Annotated in this window: 19 protein-coding genes; all 19 read right to left on the bottom strand. The window is 49.2% G+C overall.

Annotation, left to right across the window (positions count from 1 at the left end; genetic code table 11):
• Positions 1-17: 17 nt before the first annotated feature.
• The 19 genes from ABGB15_RS08160 to ABGB15_RS08070 all read right to left on the bottom strand — a co-directional run bounded on the left by ABGB15_RS08160 (position 18) and on the right by ABGB15_RS08070 (position 21,559).
• Positions 18-1,145, bottom strand: a complete 1,128-nt coding sequence (locus tag ABGB15_RS08160) for an EpsG family protein (protein ID WP_215722312.1) — start codon at positions 1,143-1,145, stop codon at positions 18-20.
• A complete protein-coding gene (locus tag ABGB15_RS08155) occupies positions 1,142-2,275 on the bottom strand; it encodes a glycosyltransferase (RefSeq protein ID WP_215722313.1) in 1,134 nt (377 codons plus the stop codon). The genes ABGB15_RS08160 and ABGB15_RS08155 overlap by 4 nt, the downstream gene beginning before the upstream one ends.
• Positions 2,276-2,286: 11 nt before the next feature.
• A complete protein-coding gene (locus ABGB15_RS08150; protein WP_313326395.1) occupies positions 2,287-3,537 on the bottom strand; it encodes an O-antigen translocase in 1,251 nt (416 codons plus the stop codon).
• The gene (locus tag ABGB15_RS08145; protein WP_215722315.1) at positions 3,534-4,637 is read right to left on the bottom strand and encodes a DegT/DnrJ/EryC1/StrS aminotransferase family protein; all 1,104 of its coding nucleotides are present in this window, start codon (positions 4,635-4,637) and stop codon (positions 3,534-3,536) included. Before ABGB15_RS08145 ends, ABGB15_RS08150 begins: the two co-directional genes overlap by 4 nt.
• Positions 4,637-5,095 carry an acyltransferase gene (locus tag ABGB15_RS08140; RefSeq protein WP_215722316.1) on the bottom strand — a complete coding sequence of 153 codons (459 nt, stop codon included), beginning with the start codon at positions 5,093-5,095 and terminating at the stop codon, positions 4,637-4,639. The genes ABGB15_RS08145 and ABGB15_RS08140 overlap by 1 nt, the downstream gene beginning before the upstream one ends.
• Positions 5,092-5,487: an FdtA/QdtA family cupin domain-containing protein gene (locus ABGB15_RS08135; protein ID WP_215722317.1), complete on the bottom strand. Its 396-nt coding sequence runs from the start codon at positions 5,485-5,487 to the stop codon at positions 5,092-5,094. The genes ABGB15_RS08140 and ABGB15_RS08135 overlap by 4 nt, the downstream gene beginning before the upstream one ends.
• On the bottom strand, positions 5,477-6,352 hold the full coding sequence (gene rfbA, locus ABGB15_RS08130) for a glucose-1-phosphate thymidylyltransferase RfbA (RefSeq protein WP_215722318.1): 876 nt from the start codon (positions 6,350-6,352) through the stop codon (positions 5,477-5,479). The genes ABGB15_RS08135 and rfbA overlap by 11 nt, the downstream gene beginning before the upstream one ends.
• A gap of 1 nt (position 6,353) precedes the next feature.
• Positions 6,354-7,427 (bottom strand): dTDP-glucose 4,6-dehydratase, encoded by a 1,074-nt coding sequence (rfbB, locus tag ABGB15_RS08125; protein ID WP_215722319.1) that lies wholly within the window; start codon positions 7,425-7,427, stop codon positions 6,354-6,356.
• A gap of 373 nt (positions 7,428-7,800) precedes the next feature.
• Positions 7,801-8,697: a GalU regulator GalF gene (gene galF / locus ABGB15_RS08120; protein ID WP_097535685.1), complete on the bottom strand. Its 897-nt coding sequence runs from the start codon at positions 8,695-8,697 to the stop codon at positions 7,801-7,803.
• 215 nt (positions 8,698-8,912) lie between these two features.
• Entirely contained in the window at positions 8,913-9,908 is a 996-nt protein-coding gene (locus ABGB15_RS08115) for an NAD-dependent epimerase/dehydratase family protein (protein ID WP_215722320.1), read from the bottom strand.
• 181 nt (positions 9,909-10,089) lie between these two features.
• Entirely contained in the window at positions 10,090-11,487 is a 1,398-nt protein-coding gene (gene wcaM / locus ABGB15_RS08110) for a colanic acid biosynthesis protein WcaM (RefSeq protein ID WP_215722321.1), read from the bottom strand.
• 12 nt (positions 11,488-11,499) lie between these two features.
• A complete protein-coding gene (gene wcaL, locus ABGB15_RS08105; protein WP_369064158.1) occupies positions 11,500-12,720 on the bottom strand; it encodes a colanic acid biosynthesis glycosyltransferase WcaL in 1,221 nt (406 codons plus the stop codon).
• A complete protein-coding gene (wcaK, locus tag ABGB15_RS08100) occupies positions 12,717-13,997 on the bottom strand; it encodes a colanic acid biosynthesis pyruvyl transferase WcaK (protein WP_152081550.1) in 1,281 nt (426 codons plus the stop codon). Before wcaK ends, wcaL begins: the two co-directional genes overlap by 4 nt.
• Before the next feature lie 17 nt (positions 13,998-14,014).
• On the bottom strand, positions 14,015-15,493 hold the full coding sequence (gene wzxC, locus ABGB15_RS08095; protein ID WP_152081551.1) for a colanic acid undecaprenyl disphosphate flippase WzxC: 1,479 nt from the start codon (positions 15,491-15,493) through the stop codon (positions 14,015-14,017).
• 1 nt (position 15,494) lies between these two features.
• The gene (gene wcaJ / locus ABGB15_RS08090; RefSeq protein WP_152081552.1) at positions 15,495-16,889 is read right to left on the bottom strand and encodes an undecaprenyl-phosphate glucose phosphotransferase; all 1,395 of its coding nucleotides are present in this window, start codon (positions 16,887-16,889) and stop codon (positions 15,495-15,497) included.
• A gap of 49 nt (positions 16,890-16,938) precedes the next feature.
• Entirely contained in the window at positions 16,939-18,309 is a 1,371-nt protein-coding gene (cpsG, locus tag ABGB15_RS08085) for a colanic acid biosynthesis phosphomannomutase CpsG (protein WP_369064157.1), read from the bottom strand.
• Between the two features lie 110 nt (positions 18,310-18,419).
• Positions 18,420-19,856, bottom strand: coding sequence for a mannose-1-phosphate guanyltransferase (gene cpsB, locus ABGB15_RS08080; protein ID WP_152081554.1), 1,437 nt, complete (start codon positions 19,854-19,856; stop codon positions 18,420-18,422).
• A gap of 3 nt (positions 19,857-19,859) precedes the next feature.
• Positions 19,860-21,083, bottom strand: coding sequence for a colanic acid biosynthesis fucosyltransferase WcaI (gene wcaI, locus ABGB15_RS08075; RefSeq protein WP_152081555.1), 1,224 nt, complete (start codon positions 21,081-21,083; stop codon positions 19,860-19,862).
• Positions 21,080-21,559 (bottom strand): GDP-mannose mannosyl hydrolase, encoded by a 480-nt coding sequence (locus tag ABGB15_RS08070; protein ID WP_215722322.1) that lies wholly within the window; start codon positions 21,557-21,559, stop codon positions 21,080-21,082. Before ABGB15_RS08070 ends, wcaI begins: the two co-directional genes overlap by 4 nt.
• Between the last annotated feature and the right edge of the window lies 1 nt (position 21,560).

Raw genomic sequence — 21,560 nt, 5'->3', positions numbered from 1 at the left:
AAATCCAAAAGTTTTATTTAATTTCTCGTATCAATTGATACATCACATATTTCATTACTTAATATACAGTAGTTTATTTTATAATTACCATAGGAATCATCTTCCAGACCACGAGGCACAAACATTATGATATTAGTTATAGTTAAGAATACAACAAAGCCAAGCAATGCCAGCGATTTTGAATTGTCTGCAATTTTGTATTTAATAAAATAGGCGATACTATAAGCAGTAAACAAATAGAGTACAGGAGAAAGATACCTCGATAACCTTGCAAAAATAAACAGTTCATTTGAAAAGATCCTGAAAGCGATAAACAGGATAATTGAAAGCTGGAAAATTCCTTTTGTTCTGTTATCTTTGATACCAATTTTTTTCATAAAGAAATAGTAAAATAACAGAGCAAGGGCAACACCACCATAGGCCGAAAGTTGTCCAATAAATGTTGCCGGTACAGCATAAGTATCTGAAAGGAAATAGTTGTAATACATTAGCTTATAATTTACAAAAATATAAGCAACCAGACTCAACGGGTTAAGGAGAATTATTGTTACAAAAGCAATAAACGTCTTGCGTTTGACCGGAAAGATAAAGGCCAATGACAACCAGGTTATTAACGCAATGGGTATCATGCTGAAGTGAATAAAACAGCCTGCAATAAATGTCAGGATAGTAAGGAACGATCTTCGCTGTATGTAATAGTATAAGCCTAATACATAAAGACTCGCAGCAAGGCAAGATCTAATACTATTCAAACTCAAGAAATAATAATTACCTAAATACAGAATTGTACATAATGCAAATACTATTTTTGGTTCAACGTCAGTAAATGCATTCGACATTTTATAGAAGAACATCGCAAAGAATAATGTCGTTAAGACTGCATAAATAAAAAATATAAATTGTGGCCCAAATCCCGCGTATAAAGCGAACTCATTTACTGCAAGATGGAAAGGCTCCATATGCAAATAACTCTGGAATCCATCTCTTATATCATAGAATAAATTAACATAATTTGGATAATCGGTGCCAACCTCAAATCTGATTGCAGCAATTAAAGCCAGTAAAAACCAAAATGCGAGGGTGACGCGATTTCGACATAAAATGACAAGCATCGTGATGCAAATAATAAAAATGAAAAAAATCATTCTTTATTCCATACCTCAATATACTTTGAGCAAATCACATCAGATGAGTGGTATTTATCTATATACTCTTTAGCAGAAATTCGCAGAGAATTATAGTCCTCATAATTTTCAATTATATGTGTTAATTTTATTGCTAATGCTTTAGCGTCAGGTTCAGCATTGATACAGGGTATCTTTCGACCATAGAATTTTTCGATATCTGGTTCATTTCCGCTAAATGTGATCATACCGTTTGCCATACCGATGATGCCCGACATACCTTTGTCATAAGATAATGTCTGGTCCAGCAAGATATCACAGTCGGCTAACAATGCTTTATACTGTTCGAAGGGTATACCATTAGCAGTGACTAACTGATAAGAGATTTTCTTTTCATCTAAAATCGCAAGGGCTTCATCGAAATATTTATATCCTTTCTTATAATAATCACCCATATGCGGTTTTTTGCTATAAAATATCTTTACCGGGCCATCGTGGGTTGATGTTGATATAGATGGATGATATTCCCCACTATTAATTGGTAATCCTATTATTGAAGTGCATTTTTTATTATTCTCATAAGCGCGTCTATATTCATAGAGTCCCGGAATAATTGCTTTAACCTGTCGTGTCACATAAAAATGTAACGCAGCATGCGCGGGGAAAAAGAAAGATATGTTTTGATAAAAATACTTAACCCGTTTGAGCTTAAAACTGCTCCATGGGGAATATTTCAATCTCCGCATGATATAAAATGTTTCTACGCATAAATCACCGCCAAGAGCACATAAAAAAGTCTTAGGTGCTTTTCTGGATAATTTTCTGAATAAACATAAATTCCCAATAGCGCCGAATGCCTTTATAGCCTGAGGATTAATAAATTGTATGACATCGTAATTGTCGAGATTGTCAATCAAATTACGGTTTTCGCGATAGGATGAGAGCCCAGCTAATCCTAAAAAATCGAGTACCGGGAAAAGTAATTTTCCTATGCCTTTGATTGGTTGGCGTTTAGGGATCGTTATAGTTGAATTAAACCCTTTCCACCCGTCACCGTCCGACAATAGATCGCAATAAATGCCTTGTTTGTTTAATTGCTCCATCAGATTGAGATGAACACCAGAGAACTCACCTACCAACAATACTCGCATAAACCCTCATATTACTTCGCAAATTTTTTCATATTGAACATCATGAAAATTAGATAAAAACCATATGCAAGTGTATAGGCTAAATTAGCGCCTTGGGCTCCCATCATGTTTATAAGGAATAGAGATAGTGCTACCCACACGAACGCAAAAGCAATTTCTGTTGAAACATACCACTTCACAGCAGCACGTGAGAGCATTGGATACGCATATATCCAACTCCAGATTTTAAGTACATCACCAACAAGTTGGATCATAAAAAGATCACGAGCTTTAGAAAACTCATTAGTGAATAGAATCTGGATAATCCAATCTCGTGTAAAATAAATACACAAAGACATTGCAATGATTACAGGAAGTATAACCAAAACAACGCTGTGGATTTCTTTTTGTATCTCAGCGACACTCTTTAGCTTCGCTAACTTTGGCATAAAATAAGTACCAAGTGCCATTGTTACAACACTGAGATACACTTCAGAAATCTTCCAGACAGATTGCCATTGACCAGCCATATCCCAACCAGCTTCGGCGATGAGAATCTTCCTTATACACACCTGTGCTACTGGTAGTGTCAATGCTGATACCATTGCCATAGTAAGATATTTATTAATATCTGATCTTTGCTGTTTGTCTACTTTCCCCCAGAAATTACTTAACTTAAACCAGCTAAATTTCAAACAGCTAATGCCAAGTGTAACACCGAGTATCGCAGCCTGTAGCGAGGCTGCCATCAGGGCCCCCTGAACACCATATATTACGGTGAGCAGACACATTAATGCGAAAGAGGCAATTACTGAAATCATTCCAGTAAAAACAAATCTTTTATACTGTTGTAAACCGTTCAGGACAGAATTTAAAAGAGTGCCTAATAAGGAGAATGGAAGAAATAAGCCAATAAGTATGATATAGACAGTATAATCATTACTATCAAATACTAGCTTAGACAATAATGGAGAAAGGAGTATTATCGCAGGGCAAAGGCAAGCATAAATAATCAAGCCGACCTGCACCCCTCCCTTCCACCACAAGGTAAATTTCTCGTCGGGATCATCAGAATGCTCAGATGTATAACGAACAATGCCACTGCTGACAGAAGCATTGATAACTCCGTTACAAATAGAGGCAAAACTTTGTAATTGTCCAAGCAGGGCCAAACCAGTAGGCCCTGTATAGACAGCAATAATTTTACTGATGATAAAGCCACAACACATTCGCAAGAGCGTTAGCATTCCTGAGAGAAATGTAACGGTTAACAATTTCCTCATAATGCAAAACTATTAATCGCGTCGGCTACCATTTTTGCATCGTCTAATGTCATTGTCGGTCCCATTGGAATCGACAGAACTGTACGATGTATCTCTTCAGCAATCGGCAAAGACATATGTTCAAATTGCTTGTATGCCTGTTGCTTATGTGGCGGGATAGGATAATGAATTAAAGTTTGGATGTTTTTATCTGTTAAATGTTTAGCTAAAGCCTCACGGTGCGCACAAGTGATCACAAAAAGATGCCAGACGTGCATTTCCTCTGAAACAACACGCGGAAGATTTACTAATGGATTATTAATATTGCTCAAATAGAAATTTGCTATTTCTCTTCTTTTTATTACTTCAGTCTCTACTGAATCTAGCTTAACAGACAACAACGCAGCCTGCATTTCATCTAAGCGACTGTTCACACCTGTATAAAGATTTTCGTACTTTTTATGTGACCCATAGTTACGTAGCGCTAATAATATTTCAGCTAATTTGTCATCATTTGTTGTAATGGCACCAGCATCACCTAATGCGCCAATATTTTTCCCTGGATAGAAGCTAAAACCCGCTGCATCACCCCAGTTACCAGCCATAACATTTTGTGACATTGCACCATGTGCCTGAGCGCAATCTTCAAGGATTAAGAGATTTTTCTGCTGTGCTAGCTCTTTAATATCTGCCATCTCACAGAGCTGGCCATAGAGATGAACTGGTAAAATAGCTTTTGTTCTTTCAGTTATTTTTTCTTTAATACCAGCTGCAGTAATATTAAAAGTTGAAGGGTCCGGTTCAACAAATACGGGAACAAGATTATTCTGGGTAATGGCAAGCACTGAAGCAATGTAAGTATTTGAAGGTACGAGCACTTCGTCACCTTCACTGAGCAGACCTAGTTCTTTCCATGCTCGCAATACTAATATGAGCGCGTCAAGGCCATTTGCAACCCCAATACAGTGCCTGGTACCGCAAAACTGTGCAAAACGTTGTTCAAAGGTGCTAAGCTCTTTGCCCATAATATACCAGCCAGAATCAAGCACACGCTCAAATGCTTGCATTAATTCTTCTTTATATTGCTGATTAATAGCTTTCAGATCCAGAAATGGCAACATTATTTGATTTCCTTAAGAATTTTTGCCGGATTACCTGCAACTACAGTAAAAGGTGCAACGTCCCTGGTGACTACTGCCCCGGCACCGACCATTGCACCTTCGCCAACAGTAATCCCCGGCAAAATCGTTGCATTAGCACCAAGAGAAGCACCCTTTTTAATAGTCGTTTTTAGAAATTTTTCGGGGTACTGTTTAGAGCGAGGATGTTTATCATTAGTGAATGCGACACAAGGACCAATAAAAACATCATCCTCAATATTAATGCCATCCCACAAGAATACCCCTGATTTTACCGTAACGCGGTTCCCTATTTTGACATCATTTTCAATAAATGTATGAGCACAAATATTACATTCATTTCCAATTACTGCTCCTGGCAAAATTACAGAATATTGCCAGATAGTTGTATCTTCTCCGATCTGAGTGGATTGCACGTCACTTAATTTATGGATTTTCATTCTACAGACTCCACAAACTCATCGTAATTACGGATATAGTCACTTTCGTTGTAGACATCACTGGCTAAAACTAAAAGAATGCAATCATGGGAATAATCATACATCTCATGCCAGATGGAAGGCTCAATGAGTAATCCCAGGGCAGGATTATCCAGAAGAATATCAACCTTCTCTTTCCCGTCATCTAGCATAAAACGACAAGAACCACTTACCGGTATAGCAAGCTGTCTTAATTCCTTGTGAGCATGGTAGCCTCTGCGAACGTTAGTCTGGGTACCAAACATGTAATAAACACGTTTAATCTCAAACGGCACATTTTTAGTCTGCTCAAGTGCCACCAGCATGCCACGTTCATCACCATGCTTTTGTAACGGAATCAGTTCAACTTTCATGTTTCTTTACCAGATTAATAAGATATTTACCGTAATGGTTTTTCTCAATTTGTTTTCCAAGATGACATAACTCATCATCCGTTAGCCAGCCATTACGCCAGGCAATCTCTTCTGGACAGGCAACCATCATGCCCTGTCTTTTCTGAACAGTTTCAACGAAACTGCCAGCCTCAATAAGACTGTCGTGAGTGCCTGTATCAAGCCACGCAAATCCGCGGCCAAGTAATTCAACATTCAAAGCATTGCGTTTTAAATAAACTTCATTCACTGCTGTGATTTCTAATTCACCACGCGCTGAAGGCTTAATTTCTTTTGCAATTTCAATAACACTGTTATCGTAAAAATAGAGACCTGTTACTGCCCAGTTTGATTTTGGCTTAACAGGTTTCTCTTCTATGCTGATCGCCCTGTAATTTTCATCAAAGGCCACAACCCCAAAACGTTCAGGGTCCATAACCTGATAACCGAAGACTGTCGCGCCGGAGTTTCTTTCCGCGGCTGCTTTCAATTTAGGTGTAAAACCTTGCCCAAAGAATATATTATCGCCAAGAACCAGGCAGACAGAATCATTACCAATGAATTGTTCTCCAATAATGAACGCCTGAGCTAAACCATCCGGGCTCGGTTGAACTGCATACTGAATCTCTACGCCCAGATGGTTACCATTACCAAGAAGACGCTGGAAACCAGCCTGATCTTCAGGTGTAGTAATGACCAGAATATCCTTTATACCAGCCAGCATCAGCACAGACAGGGGATAATAAATCATCGGTTTGTCGTAAACCGGAAGCAATTGCTTCGAAACCCCCATTGTAATTGGGTATAAACGAGTTCCCGAACCGCCAGCTAAAATAATTCCTTTCATATTAAATGATTCCCAGGCGCTCACGCTGATAGCTGCCATCCTGCACGCGGCGGCACCATTCAGCGTTGTTTAAATACCATTCGATAGTTTTTCGGATACCGCTTTCGAATGTCTCTTGCGGTTCCCAGCCTAATTCTTCGGCGATCTTGTGGGCATCAATGGCATAGCGGCGATCGTGCCCCGGCCGATCTGTGACATATGTGATTTGATCACGATATGTTCCTTGTTTTGGTACGATTTCATCCAGCAGATCGCAAATAGTTCGCACCACATCAAGATTCCGCTTTTCGTTATGTCCGCCAATATTATAGGTTTCGCCGGGTTTTCCTTTGGTCACCACGGTGTATAACGCGCGCGCATGATCTTCAACATACAGCCAGTCACGGATCTGATCGCCTTTGCCATAAATTGGCAACGCTTTACCATCCAGCGCGTTCAGAATCACGAGTGGAATCAGTTTTTCCGGGAAGTGGAATGGACCATAATTATTGGAACAGTTAGTCACAATTGTCGGGAAACCATAGGTACGTAGCCATGCCCGAACCAGATGGTCACTCGACGCTTTGGATGCGGAATAAGGACTACTTGGCGCATAAGCTGTCTTTTCTGTAAACAGCGGCAGCTCAGCCGAAGCAGGATGCTCGTCAGGATGTGGCAGGTCACCATACACTTCGTCGGTCGAAATATGGTGGAAACGGAACGAACTTTTTTCCGCCTCATTTAAGCCAGACCAATAGGCACGAGCGGCTTCCAGCAGTACATAAGTACCAACAATATTTGTTTCAATAAACGCAGCCGGGCCAGTGATTGAGCGATCGACATGGCTTTCAGCAGCCAGATGCATCACCGCGTCTGGCTTATGCTCAGCAAAAATACGTTCCATCGCCTCTTTATCGCAAATATCTGCATGCTCAAAGGCATAACGAACGTTATCACTTACTTCTACGAGCGATTCCAGGTTGCCAGCATAGGTCAATTTATCAACATTGACGACTTCGTCCTGAGTATTTTTAATAATATGTCGCACCACCGCTGAGCCGATGAAACCGGCACCGCCCGTAACAAGAATTTTCACGTTAACTATTCCGTCTGAAGGATATTCGAGATATTGATGCTATGAGCCAGCCATATACAGCTGGCTCAGGAAATTTGCACGCTACCGCCCCTGGCTTAACAGCTACCAGTGTACTGAGCGAAGATTGAATGTCATATTTCTAGGGTCCGAATGTATCTGAACAAAAAATTGTCATCAGATCATCACAAAACTGGCATTAATTGTCGTCCTAAACAACAACAGAAACAAGCACAAATCGCTACAAGCCAGCCCAAAAAAAATACAGATAACCTCTTGTTATCTCAGCTTATTCATAAATACAAAAGCGGCTCCCCTCATTCTGGCTGTCTTATCTGCTCAGAAAGAGTGTTGCCGCTTTTGAAAAGCTCGTCTGTTATTCGCTAGTCAGCAGTTTTTGAATCCTGTCTCTGAACTTCTGCCCTTCCTTCAGGTTACGCAGCCCGTAGTTCACAAACGCCTGCATATAGCCCATTTTCTTGCCGCAGTCGTAGCTTTCGCCCGTCATCAACATAGCGTCAACCGACTGTTTTTTCGCCAGCTCTGCAATCGCGTCGGTCAACTGAATACGCTGCCAGGCACCCGGCTCCGTCTTCTCCAGCTCCGCCCAGATATCCGCATTCAGAACATAACGGCCAACAGCCATCAGGTCGGAATCCAGCGTTTGTGGCTGATCAGGCTTTTCAATGAACTCAACGATACGGCTCACCTGCCCTTCTGTCTCGAGTGCTTCTTTCGTCTGAATAACAGAATACTCAGAAAGATCGCCCTTCATCCGCTTAGCCAGTACCTGGCTGCGACCGGTTTCATTGAAACGCGCAACCATCGCCGCCAGATTGTAACGCAACGGATCGGCAGAAGCGGTATCAATAATGATGTCAGGCAGAACAACGATAAACGGATTATCACCCACAACCGGGCGAGCACATAGAATGGAGTGCCCCAACCCCAGCGGCTGCGCCTGACGTACGTTCATGATGGTGACGCCAGGGGGACAAATGGACTGAACTTCAGCCAGAAGCTGACGTTTAACGCGCTGCTCAAGCAACGCTTCGAGTTCGTAAGAGGTGTCGAAGTGGTTCTCAACCGCATTCTTGGAAGAGTGGGTAACCAGGACGATTTCTTTGATCCCTGCAGCAACAATTTCGTCGACAATGTATTGAATCATCGGTTTATCGACGATTGGCAGCATCTCCTTAGGAATCGCTTTCGTTGCTGGCAGCATATGCATGCCCAGGCCTGCTACCGGAATGACGGCTTTTAAATTGATCATTATCTCTTCCACCTAAAAATGGTTGACGAAGTATAGACCTGACCAGGAAAAATGCCTGATAAATGAAGTCTACCGCGCCTAATGCAAATCACGTTTCAAGTCGAAACTTACCCTACTACACCTCATTACGCTTCAAGTGTGACCCAGAATTGTCGGAAACCCTACAGAGAAAAACGCTAAACTCCCCGTTTCCGACTAATCGTAGCCATCAAACGTTATTCAGAGACAAACGTGATGTCATCTTTCTTTTCATGGACAAACTCATATTTCAGCGTACGGTCCAGTCCCTGAGATAAGGTGTAAGGCGCATTAAAACCAGAAGTATGTACTTTAGTTGCGTCGAACTGAGTGGTGGCGCAGAATTTTTTCACACGCACGGAGCTGATTGCGTATTTTTTACCCGTCACTTTACTAAGAACATCAAAGCAATAGCCACCTAGCATACCGAGCGGATAAGGAAGATGGACAGAAGGGATTTTCTTGTTAAGACTTTTTTCGACTTCAGCAACCAGCTGATTCATATTCAGGTCTGGTTTGTCGACGTAGTTATACACATCGTAACCCGGTTTAACAGTGGTCAATTTGAACTTGATAAATTCAACAATATTTCCCACGTAAGCCATTGATTTATAGTTAGTACCCGCGCCAACCATAGCAAATTTACCCCCCGCAATCTGCTTCAGGAGGTTGTAAACATTACCGCGATTACGCTCACCAAAGATGACCGTTGGACGAATAATCGTCAGAGAGCGATCCTGTGGGGCTTTGTTGAACCACTCGCGCAGCACTTCTTCAGCCTGCCATTTACTTTTGCCATAGTGGTTAAAGGGATCGTGCGGGTGAGATTCGTCAGGGTTCACCTTATTGAGGCCATACACGGCAACTGAACTGGTAAAAATAATATTTTTAACATTATTTTTTTCCATTGCTTCCAGTACGTTACGCGTACCCTGCACGTTTACATCATAGTAAAGCGACGTTGGGCTTACATCATCACGGTGTTCAGCGGCGAGAAGAACCACTGTATCGAAGCCGGCTAATGCTTGATCGAGCTGATCCTGATTACGAACATCGCCAGAAACGGTAATGTCGGGATAGAAATGACTTTGCTGCTTATCGAAGTTAGTGACATCAAACGCTGTCTGCGAAACTTCAATCAAACGGGTCCCAACGAAACCAGACGCGCCAATAAACAAAACTTTATCGTTCATACACCACTCAATGCGTTATGTGTGTTGGGAAAACCTCTGGCGATCGCTATCTTCCCTGAGGTATCGCTAATGACTAGACAAATATTGCAAAATAATACACTGGATTATAAACCCTAAAATCGCTGAGTTCAGTAACAAATTTTAGTGGTGATCAAGAAGTCGCCTCTACAGGCGAGACTTATCATTTCCTTCTTACAGGCAGCGCAAAATTCAGCCGTTCCGTATTCACCACCTGCTGATCCACCCGGTCAATATCCACCGAACTTTGCCCCTTCTCATTTACCGCCCTAATGTTTGCCAGCGACAGCAGTGTCTCATCTTTAGCCATGAACTTACCGCGAACGTCCTTACGCAAATCGAAATTCATTTTCAGTGCAGGCCCAGTCGCCGCCTCCTGCATCACATTAATATTTCTTAAGAAAAGATGCTGGGGCTTGTTATGCAGCTCAAGCGTTGCGCGCTGCATCTCGACGTTGGTGATGGCGACAAACGAAGTGGCATTGCCGGATGAAATCTGTATTCCGCGTAATTTATATGCAAGCTGTCGGTTATCCAGGCGAATATCGTTGAGTTTGAAGTTCTGGGGAATCGACAGATAGTCCCCTTTAATCACGCCGTAGCCAATTAACATTCCGGCACTATTGACCATATCGACATTATCAATAACGAAATTATCACAGCCGTAAATCGCTACCGTCGCATTGTCTATTCCCGCCTTCTTACTGAAGTCTGGTGTGATATTTTTGGCCTTTATATTACGAATAATAAAGTGTTTGCCGTTTTCAACATGGACTAACTGGCGACAGTTGCTGCCCGTGATATTTGCCACCACGAAGTTCTTTACCGTCTGTTTTTCCGGGTAGTCATTGTCGTAGGTACTGCCAGCAAGACCAATACCAATGCCCCAGTTGATCTTGCCGTTGGTACAGTTAATGTTGTCGATCACATGGTCAGAAATCAGAATATTGCGGTCATTGATCGCCACGTTCCACTCAATCGCATCGCCCTGCAGGTGGCTGAATTTACTGTTGGTAATACGCGCGCCGTCCACCTGGTTATGAAATCCCTGACGCAGGATGGCGTAGTTAGCCTGAGACACAGTAATGTTATCGATAAGCAGGTTCCGCATCACTCTGGGCTTCTTGCCGCCGATATAGATTTGTGTGACAGGGCCGAAGCCGCTCATCGCCAGTCCTTTAATTACGCAACCGGAACCGCGAACATCCAGCGTAATATTGTGTGTGCGCCCTTCTCCCTCACCGATGACTTTGCTGCCTTCCTGCAGCACAAACCGCCCGCGTCCGTTGCCTTTCAATGCACCACGGACCAGCAATGTTTTGCCATCGGGGATAAAAATCCCCGTATTGATGTTTTCACAGGTTAGTCCGGCAGGGACAACGACAATATCACCTTCGCTAAACGCCTGCTTAAAGGCGGCGATCCAGTCGTTATTGTTGTAGTGGTTAACAGAAACCGTCTTCCCGGTCGTCGCCCGCGCAACGCGGGACGACAACAGAGGCATGGCTGCCAGGACGGATAAAGAAGAGACAAAACGGCGTCGGGTAATCTTTTTGAGCATACAACCTCGGCGTTACAACGTTTGCAGCAGGCTTGCTAACTGGCGATTAATCACCTGCTGGTTAAAATCTGCCTCGACTTTTTGTCGGGCATTGCGCAGCACAGGGGCCAGCGCCTGCTGGTCAATATCACTGAATGCCGCCAGACGATCGGCCAGCGCCAGGGCATTGTTTTCAGGCACCAGCCAGCCGGAATAGTCAGATTTGATCAGTTCCGGGATACCGCTGTGTAACGTGGACACCACTGGAATGCCCACCGCCATCGCTTCCATCAGCGCCACCGGAATGCCTTCCATATCGCCATCCGCACCGGTCACGGACGGCAGCAGGAAGACGTCCGCTTCATCGAGCATCGCCTTCACTTCATGGCTCGGCTTGAAGCCAGGCATTTCCACAACGTCGTCCAGTTGATACTGCTCAATAAGCGTGCGCAGGCGGCGCTCCCAGGGCCCTATCCCCAGAATGCGATAGTGGAAATCAACACCGCGCGCTTTTAACTGACGGCAGGCTTCAATAGCCACATGCAGCCCTTTCTTTTCCGTCAGGCGCGCCACAGAGATGATCTGCAAAGGCTTTCCTGGGGCCTTTACCGGGCGCAGCGTGAAGCGCTCCATATCAACCCCCATCCGCGAGACGGTAATTTTTTCACTCGGACACCCCATCGTTTTCAGGCGTCCGGCCCACAGTTCGCTAATCGGCAGCATCATGTCGCCGCGACGGAAAAGCTGCTGATACTCCGGCGTGTAGTGGTTCAACACTTCACGGCTGGAGATATCAATGCCGTGGAAAATAGTCGCAATCTTCCCTTCAATCATGCCCAATTCACGTAACTTTGCTGCCGTTACGCCCGCCGGACCAAAATGCGCGATAAACACATCAGCGCGATACGGCTGAGCGGTCTGGCCGCAAATGGCGGAGAGGATCAGGTTGCGGGATTCCGCGCCGTAGCGGGACACATTCAGCGCCCGCCACGTTGCTGCGCGGTGAAGCCCGCGCAATGTCTGGCTGGCACGGTAGCGCAGTTTGTTCATCCGTCCGCCAGGCTCATCCTGCAGCCAGCGGGTTTTCGCTTCCAGCCCATACTGGGTATACGCCGCATGGGTGTTTTGTGTATCGCCCTTCTGCAGGGCGATAATCTCCACGTCATATCCCATATCGATAAACGCGGTGATTTGGTTCAGCACAAAGGTTTCTGACGACAGCGGAAATTTCAGTAAGAAGAAACCAACCTTCATTTCCCCTCCCCGACGCGATCGAGTACTGATTTCACCATGCCGATGCCTTTTTCGCGCTCGGCCTTCACCGCCACGGCCAGGCGTTCGTTAATGGCAGGCAGTTGTCCGAGCGTGTCGCCCACCATCGCCCCCAGAGAACCATCCAGCAGATGACGGATATCAACGGCCATTTCCGGCATACCAAGCTGCTGCATAATCCCGGCGGACTTGTGCTCATAGTTGATGGCAATCGCTGGCGTGCCAAAGTTCATCGAGATAATGGCCGAGTGCAGGCGCGTGCCGACGGTCAGGTCACAGGCGGAGAGCAGTTTGCCCATCTCAAGGTCGTTCAGTTCGTCCATCACCACGTGATAACGGGACGGATCGTTAACCAGATTGCGCAGGTTGAGCGCCACCATGCGGTCATCTTTGTTGTAGCTATCGATACCGGTACAGGTTGAGAGCGCCAGCACCTGGTAGCCGCTGTCCAGCACGCGGTTCACCACGTCGGCGAACGCTTTCTCATAGGCCGCCTGCGTGGTGCCGAGACGTTTATCAAATGGCGCAAGCTCGCGCAGGGTAATGGCGACGGTTTTCTGTTTTGCCGCCACGTTCAGCCAGTGCTGCACCGCATAGCTCGGCTGGAAATGCTCTTCCTGGTGATCCACCAGCCAGGCGGTATCCACGCCGTGTTCCACTTTTGACGTGTCGATTTCGCTGCGCTTCATCAGATCAAGGCTCACGGATTCACGCAGGATCAGCGCATCACAATGACCAAATACGTAGTTCGCCAGTTGGTTAAACTGCGGGTCCTGGAATGGCCCCACGCTGTGACCAATCATAAACAGCGGTTTTTTCGCCATAAAGGTGCAGAGCGCATGCTCAAATTGCGGCACGCCATAGAGATCGACGAAGAACGAGCCGCCGACCTGAATAATGGCGTCATACCCCGACAACAGACGAACAAAATCAGTAAAGCCCTGGGCAATCGCGATGTTACGCAGCTTGCCGGTATCGGTCACACGTGAAAGCAGCACCTGGTGCTGGTAGCGACGACGCAACACTTTCTTCACGCGCCCCATCACGCCCGCGGCATTGTTGTGCTGTTTCATCTGGCTGTAGAGCGGGTCGCCCATCACCGGGCGGTTCAGTAACCAGGATGAGCTGACCGGGTAACGGCTCATCACATCCACTTCTGTCTCAGGCTCAAGGGTGTTAATTGCATCCAGTAAACCGCGCAGAATGGCGCTGTCGCCACGGTTGCCGCAGGTATGGTTGCCAAGAATTAATAATTTCATAATGGCCTCTTAAATAACTAGCCTGCGCGAAGCAGCGTTTTCATTTTTTCGTTACGGCAAAACTGGCGCTTCATCTCCACCACCAGCGCATTGCGAGACAGCACAATCATCACGCCGAACGCCAGCGCGCCAGCGGCAACCTGCACCGCCAGCAGCGCGGCCAGCGGCAGATGCCCGCTGAGGATAATGCCCAGACCGTAGCTCACCGCCAAGGTCGGCAACGAGAGATAGAACGGCAGCCACAGGCTCAGGATGTACTGCCGATAGCTGGAGCCCAGCACCGGCTTGATCATCACGAAGTAGCTCAATACGGTGTTGATGATCTGCACCAGCAGGAAGCCGAGCGTCACGCCGATTGCCCCCGCCATATGCCCCCCGACGATAATCGCCGGAATAAACAGGAAGGTTTTGAACACATTGAATTTGAAGCTGATATCGACGCGAGCTTTTGCCATCAGCAGGGAACCAATCGGGTTACCCACGGAGCGCAGCAGCCCCACCACGCACAGCAGTTGCAGGATTGGCACAATGCTGTCCCACTTCTCACCGAACACCAGCGGCACAAAGTTACTGGAAACCACCATCAGCCCCAGCAGCACCGGGAAGTTGATGATGCCCACCACGGAGAGCAGCTTGTAGAAGTTAACGCGCAGCTTCTCGGTGTCGTCCTGGATCTTGGCGAAGGCCGGGAACAGCACACGGGTGATAATCGGGTTCAGCTTCATCGGCGGCACGACCGCGACGTTATAGGCCAGGTTGTAGCCCCCCGCGACGCTCGCCCCCAGAATGCGCGCCAGCACCAGCGTCGAGAGGTTGGTATTGACGTAGTTAATAATGCTGTCGGCGGTCAGCCACGCGCCAAAACGCAGGTTGGATGAGACGGACGCCAGCGAGAAGTGCAGCCCCGGACGGTAAATCTTGCGGCCAAAATAGCCGAACAGCAGCGTGCGCACAGCAGAGTTCACCAGATAACCGAGGATGGCGGTCATCGCCAGCGGCCAGAAATGGGCGCTGACCACGGTGAAGGTAAAGCCAGCCAGTACCGCGCTGGTCTCAATCATGCCGATCTTGTTGAACTCCAGCTCTTTTTGCATCAGCGCGCGGAACTGTTGCCCGTGCGGGATCACGACAAAGGCAAACGACAGCGTGCGCATAAGCGGCGCGAGATCCGGGTTATGCAACACGCTGGCGATGGTGTCGCTCAGCAGAAACACCAGCACAAACACGAAGATGCCTAACCCGACGTTCAGCCAGTAGAGCGTGGTCAGCTCCAGATGGCTGATCTCTTTACGCTGGATAATTGAGTTGGCAATACCGAAGTCAGACAGCGTATCGGCCAGCGCGATAATCACCAGCGAAACGGTCAGCAGACCGAACTGATGGTTATCGATAATGCGCGCCAGCACCGTCATCTGCACCAGACCGAGGCCAATGATGACGATGGTCGCCATCGCTGACCACTTCGCGCCGCTGATGGTTTTTTCACGTAAGCTCATCTTAGTACGCCGCTTTGTTCACGAAGCCTTTGAAAATGGTCAGAAAAACAATCTTGATATCGAACCAGAGGCTCCACTCGCGGATGTACTCCAGGTCGAACTCAATACGTTTTTCCATTTTTTCCAGCGTGTCGGTCTCGCCGCGCCAGCCGTTAATCTGCGCCCAGCCGGTAATCCCAGGCTTCACTTTATGGCGCAACATGTAGCCTTCAATCAGCGAGCGATACTGCTCGTTATGCGCGACGGCGTGTGGACGTGGCCCGACAATCGACATCCCACCGGTGAACACGTTAATGAACTGCGGCAGTTCATCGAGCGAAGTACGGCGCAGGAAGTTGCCCACACGGGTCACGCGCGGATCGTTCTGCGTCGCCTGAGTCACCACCTTGTCGTTTTCCATTACCTTCATGGAGCGGAATTTCCACACCATAATCGGCTTGCCATCCATGCCGTAGCGGGTCTGGCGGAAGATAACCGGGCCGGGAGAGCTGATTTTCACCGCCAGTGCAATGCAGCACAGCACCGGGGAGATCAGCAGCAGGATCAGAGAGGAGAGCACAATATCTTCGCCGCGTTTCAGCAGGCGGTTGATACCCGACAACGGCGTGTCATACAGCGGCACAACGGGGACACCGTTCACTTCTTCAATACGTGAATGAAGAATATTAAAGGTAAAGACATCCGGAATGAGGATCACCGAGCAGGTGGTGTCCGCCAGTTCGCGCATCAGTTTTTTGATGCGGGATTCATCCTTCATCTGCATGGCGATATAGACGTTGTGAATTTTTCCGGCTTTCGCGTCGTCAATCAACTGCTCGTAGTTACCCGCCCAGTCTGAAGGCACGCCGCCTGGCTTCGCATCGTGGTAGATACCCACCACTTCAAAACCCAGCCACGGCTCTTTACGGAAGCTGTCGAGCAACACCTGCCCGACCGGCAAATCACCTGCCACGGCGACGAAGCGGCGGTTATAACCGCGATTACGCAGCCACCCAGCACCAAAGCGAATCAGGGAGCGACACACCACCATGCCGACACTGGTCAACAGATACCAGCACAGGTAAGTCACGAGGCGGTTATCAAAATCATGGCTAAACGCCACCAGCCCGGCGCTGAAAATCAGGCTTAAGGTCCAGTTTTGCAGGAGAAGCATCAGCTCGGTGGTGATTTTTACGCCGCGCCATGAGCGGTAAAAATCCGTCATCCCGCCGATCATCTGAAACACCACCAACGCTATCAACGCCATCAGCAGATGCATGTACAAGAATGATTGCCCGCTGATCCGACACACCGCCCACAATCCGCCGACCATGATGGTGATATCAGAAAAACGCTGCACCATAGAGATTAACGATGCATTCGTTCTCGCTCGCTCGCGCTTTTTTAGATTCGTCATCGTTGTTCCTGTTTTCGGTTCCCCCCTCCCAACGGGAGGGGGGCAAGATTTACTGATTCAACAGCGCCAGAATGTCTTTCGTTCGCGCTTCCATCAGCGCCGCGTCGGCACGGGATTCCACGTTCAGGCGCACCACCGGCTCAGTATTAGAGGAACGTAAATTGAAGCGCCACTGCGGGAACGCCATGCTGATGCCGTCGGTACGGTCAATCTCCAGCGCGTGGAGGGCAAAGTGCTGCTCCACGCGGGCGATAGCCTCGGCAGGTGCCGCCAGCTTGCTGTTGATTTCGCCGCTCGCCGGGAACGCCGCCATGCGGTCGCGCACCAGTTCGCCGAGGGTCTGCCCTTTCAGGCACAGCAGCTCGGTCACCAGCAGCCACGGGATCATCCCGCTGTCGCAATAGGCAAAGTCACGGAAGTAGTGGTGGGCGCTCATCTCGCCGCCGTATATCGCATCTTCTTCACGCATACGTTCTTTGATAAAGGCGTGACCGGTTTTCGACATCACCGGCTGACCGCCAGCCGCACTCACCACGTCAACGGTGTTCCAGGAGAGGCGCGGATCGTGGATGATTTTTGCCCCTGGGTTTTTCTCAAGGAACGCTTCCGCCAGCAGGCCGACAATGTAGTAGCCTTCGATGAACTGGCCGTTCTCGTCGAACAGGAAGCAGCGGTCAAAATCGCCGTCAAAGGCGATGCCCATATCCGCACCGTGTTCGATTACCGCGTTACGAGTGTCGTCGCGGCACTCCGGCAGCAGCGGGTTAGGAATGCCGTTCGGGAAGTTACCGTCTGGCGTGTTATGGACTTTGATGAAGGAAACCGGCACGTTCAGCGCCTTAAAACGCGCTTCCAGCGCATCCACCACCGGGCCGGCGGCACCGTTACCGGAGTTAATCACCAGCTTCAGCGGCTTAAGGTTCGCCACGTTGATGTAGCCCAGCAGGTGGCCGATATACGCACTGCGCAGGTCGATCTGCTTATAGCTGCCGCGTTTTGCGTCGTTCACTGGCGGGAAATCATTGGCCTCCGCCAGACGCTGCACGTCGCGCAGGCCGGTGTCACCGCTGATCGGACGCGCGCCCTTACGCACCAGCTTCATGCCGTTGTAGTCCATCGGATTATGGCTGGCGGTCACTTCGATACCGCCGTCCACGCCGAGGTGGAACGTCGCGAAATAGATCTCCTCGGTACCGGAAAGGCCGATGTCCAGCACGTCCACGCCCGCGTCCTGCAGCCCTTTCGCCAGCGCCAGCTTCAGGGACTCACTGGTCAGGCGCACGTCGCCGCCCAGTACGATAGTCTTAGGTTTTAAATATTCGCCGTACGCGCGGCCAATACGCCACGCAATGTCTTCATTCAGCTCTTCGCCCAGCTTGCCGCGAATATCGTAGGCTTTGAAACAGGTTAATTTTTCCATGATGACCCCTTTTTCAGGCAACAGTTGGCCCTGACCATGTAATGGCCTGATTTATTTTTGTCATTCGTAGGCCCGGTAAGCACAGCGCCACCGGGCAAGATGCGTGAGCGCTACACTCGCCCGTATCGGTCCTGGAAACGGACAATATCGTCCTCTTCCAGGTACGAACCGGAGCGCACTTCAATTAAGTCGAGAGGAATTTTTCCTGGGTTTTCCAGGCAGTGCGTCGCCCCCAGCGGAATATAGACAGACTCGTTCTCACCCAGCAGTTTGACCTCACCGTCGATGGTCACTTTGGCGGTTCCCGCCACCACCACCCAGTGTTCAGCACGGTGATGATGCATCTGTACCGACAGCCCTTCGCCCGGCTTCACGGTGATGCGTTTCACCTGGTAACGCTCGCCTGCGTCGATAGAGTCATATTTGCCCCACGGACGGTACACTTCGCGGTGGATATGGTGCTCGTGACGGCCATCGGCTTTGATTTGCTCAACGACTTTTTTCACGTCCTGTACGGCGTTACGGTCGGCAATCAGCACGGCGTCTTTGGTTTGTACAACCACCAGATCCTTCACGCCCACCGTGGTGACCAGGCCGGATTCAGCGTAGACGTAACTGTTTTCCGTTTTGTGGCTGATCACATCCCCATGGTGGACGTTACCCTCCGGGGTATGCGCGCTGATCTCCCACAGAGATGACCAGGAGCCCACGTCGCTCCAGCCTGCATCCATCGGCACGACCACAGCATCAGCAGTGCGCTCCATCACCGCGTAGTCAATGGACTCTTCCGGGCAGGCCAGAAACGCCTGTTCATCGACACGGATAAAGTCGAGATCCGGATCAGTCACATCCATCGCTTTTTCGCAGGCGCTTAAGATATCCGGACGATATTTCTGTAACTCTTCCAGATAGCGCCCGGCGCGGAACAGGAACATCCCGCTGTTCCAGTAATATTCACCGCTGGCGACGTAGGCCTGTGCGGTTTCAAGATTCGGTTTTTCAACAAACTGCGCCACGTCAAACGCCACGCTGTCGCCTTCACCCGGCGTCACCGGACCACGACGAATATAGCCGTAGCCGGTTTCCGGCAGGTCCGGCACGATGCCGAAAGTCACCAGCTTGCCGCTTTCAGCGTAAGGGATCGCCGCGCGCACCGCGTCACGGAAGGCCTCTTCCTGCTGAATCACGTGGTCTGCCGCCAGCACCAGCATCAGCGGGTCGCAATCCGGGCTGCTGCGTTTTGCCGCCAGCGCCGCAAGGGCAATCGCGGGGGCGGTGTTACGTCCGGCAGGCTCCAGAATGATATTTTCTGTGAGTTTGTTCAGCTGGCGCAGCTGCTCGGCAACGATAAAACGGTGCTGTTCGTTACAAATCACCACCGGGCTTTCACACTCCACGCCGTGCAGACGGTTGACCGTCGTTTGCAGCATGGTGAGGTCCCCTTTCAGGCAGAGGAACTGTTTTGGATAGAGCACGCGGGACAGCGGCCACAACCGGCTACCAGAGCCACCTGCCATCACAACCGGATACAAAGTGGTTTGACTCATGATTTATCCCCGTATATCTGCAATAAATTGGCTCAGCACGTTCTCTTTTTCGAGCGTGCGTTCGGCATATTCACGTGCCACCGTGTTCACTTTTGGCATGGCAAGTGCCTGTTCAATGCCGGTCACCAGTGCGGAAACCGATTCCGGTTCCACGCAAACGGCAATACCGGGATAGCTGTCGCACAGCTGGCCTAATTCCGTTTCAGGCTCGGCGGTGATCACCGCGTTGCCGCCCACTGCCAGAATGTTGGTGAGCTTCGATGGCAGCACCGCATCCGCCGCGCCGCGCTTTTGCACCACCAGATGACAGTCGCCCATCTTCAGCAGCGCAGGCAAAGCCTCGTAAGACTGAAGCGGGAAGAATTTCACGTTGGTCAGGCCGCGTTCGCTTGCCATTTTCTCCAGCCGCGCTTTCCCGCCGCCCTGCCCGACAATCACAAACATCCATGAATGTTTGCTAAGCTGTTGTGCCGCTTCAATGACGCTCTCCAGCCCCTGCTTTTCGCCGATGTTGCCTGAGTAAAGAATGATTTTTTGGTCGTCAGGCAAACCGAGCTGAGCACGTAGCGCCTGCGCGTCGCTGTCCGTCACGTCGCGAAAACGCGCCACTTCGGACCAGTTCGGGAAGAAGATCACTTTCTCCGCCGCCACGCCCTTCTCCTGGGCTTTGTTCATCATCGAGCGCGAAATGGTCGAAACGTAATCGACGTTATGCAGGCCGCTGCGCTCAAAAGCGCTGGCGAGCTTCGCCACCTTGCCGCCTTTGCTTTTACCTGCCATTCCCAGGCCGAGCATGGCATCCACTTCATAATCCTGAATGTGCAGCAGGGTGCGCGCGCCGGAGAGTTTGCCCAGCAGGCGCATGCCTGGCGTGCAAAACAGCGTCGGCACCACGCCGATAATGCGATCCGGCTTCCAGCGACGCTGCGCCATCAGCGGGAAAAAACTGCTCAGGGCAAAGCTGCCCAGATGAATTAAACGTTTCAGCGTCGAAGGCTGCTTCGGCACGTAGAGCGGGCAACGCCATACGGTCGCGGCCCCCTCTTCACGGCGGTAGCGCCAGCTTGAGTAGCGCTCGCCCACCTTCCACTCCGGATAGTATGGCGGCGCGGTAATGACCCGCACGTCATGTCCCTGGCTCGCCATCCACTCGACCATTTCGCCGGTGTATTTCCCGATACCGGTTAGCTCCGGCGAGTAGTTGATTCCATACACCAAAATTTTCATAAGCCCGGCACTCCGGACTGACGATCGGCCAGGAAATAGGCACGGCTGTTGTCGTGCACATTGTCGCTGGCCAGCAACGCCCCTGGCCTCTGCCAGCGGTAGTCGTCATGCTGAGAATCAGGCAGACGCAGGTCTGCCTCACTCACCTTCAGGCGGAACCCCAGCACGATGTAGTGCGTGGAGAACCCGGTGCCCGAAAAGTTATCGTCATAGAAGTGCTGCCAGACCCCGTAAAACTGGCCCGCTGCCATCGGCAGTTGCAGGCCCAGTTCCGCCAGAGTGAGACGCTCAAAAGCATCGGTGAGCGTCTCATCCTTCTGCACGCGCCCGCCGGGTACGAACCAGAAGCCCTGTGCAGGACGGTTGGTTCGTTTCCCCAGCAAGAACTCGCCGCGTTCGTTCTCCACAATCAGATCAATTGAGATAAGCGGAGTGGAACGCACTACCGTGGCAAAATCTTCCTGACTTAAAAACATC

The sequence above is a fragment of the Enterobacter sp. MALB-1 genome, assembly GCF_041021625.1.
In the GTDB taxonomy this organism is placed as follows: domain Bacteria; phylum Pseudomonadota; class Gammaproteobacteria; order Enterobacterales; family Enterobacteriaceae; genus Enterobacter; species Enterobacter oligotrophicus.
The sequence above is the reverse complement of the archived record's forward strand: the minus strand, read 5'-3'. Positions and strand labels throughout refer to the sequence as shown.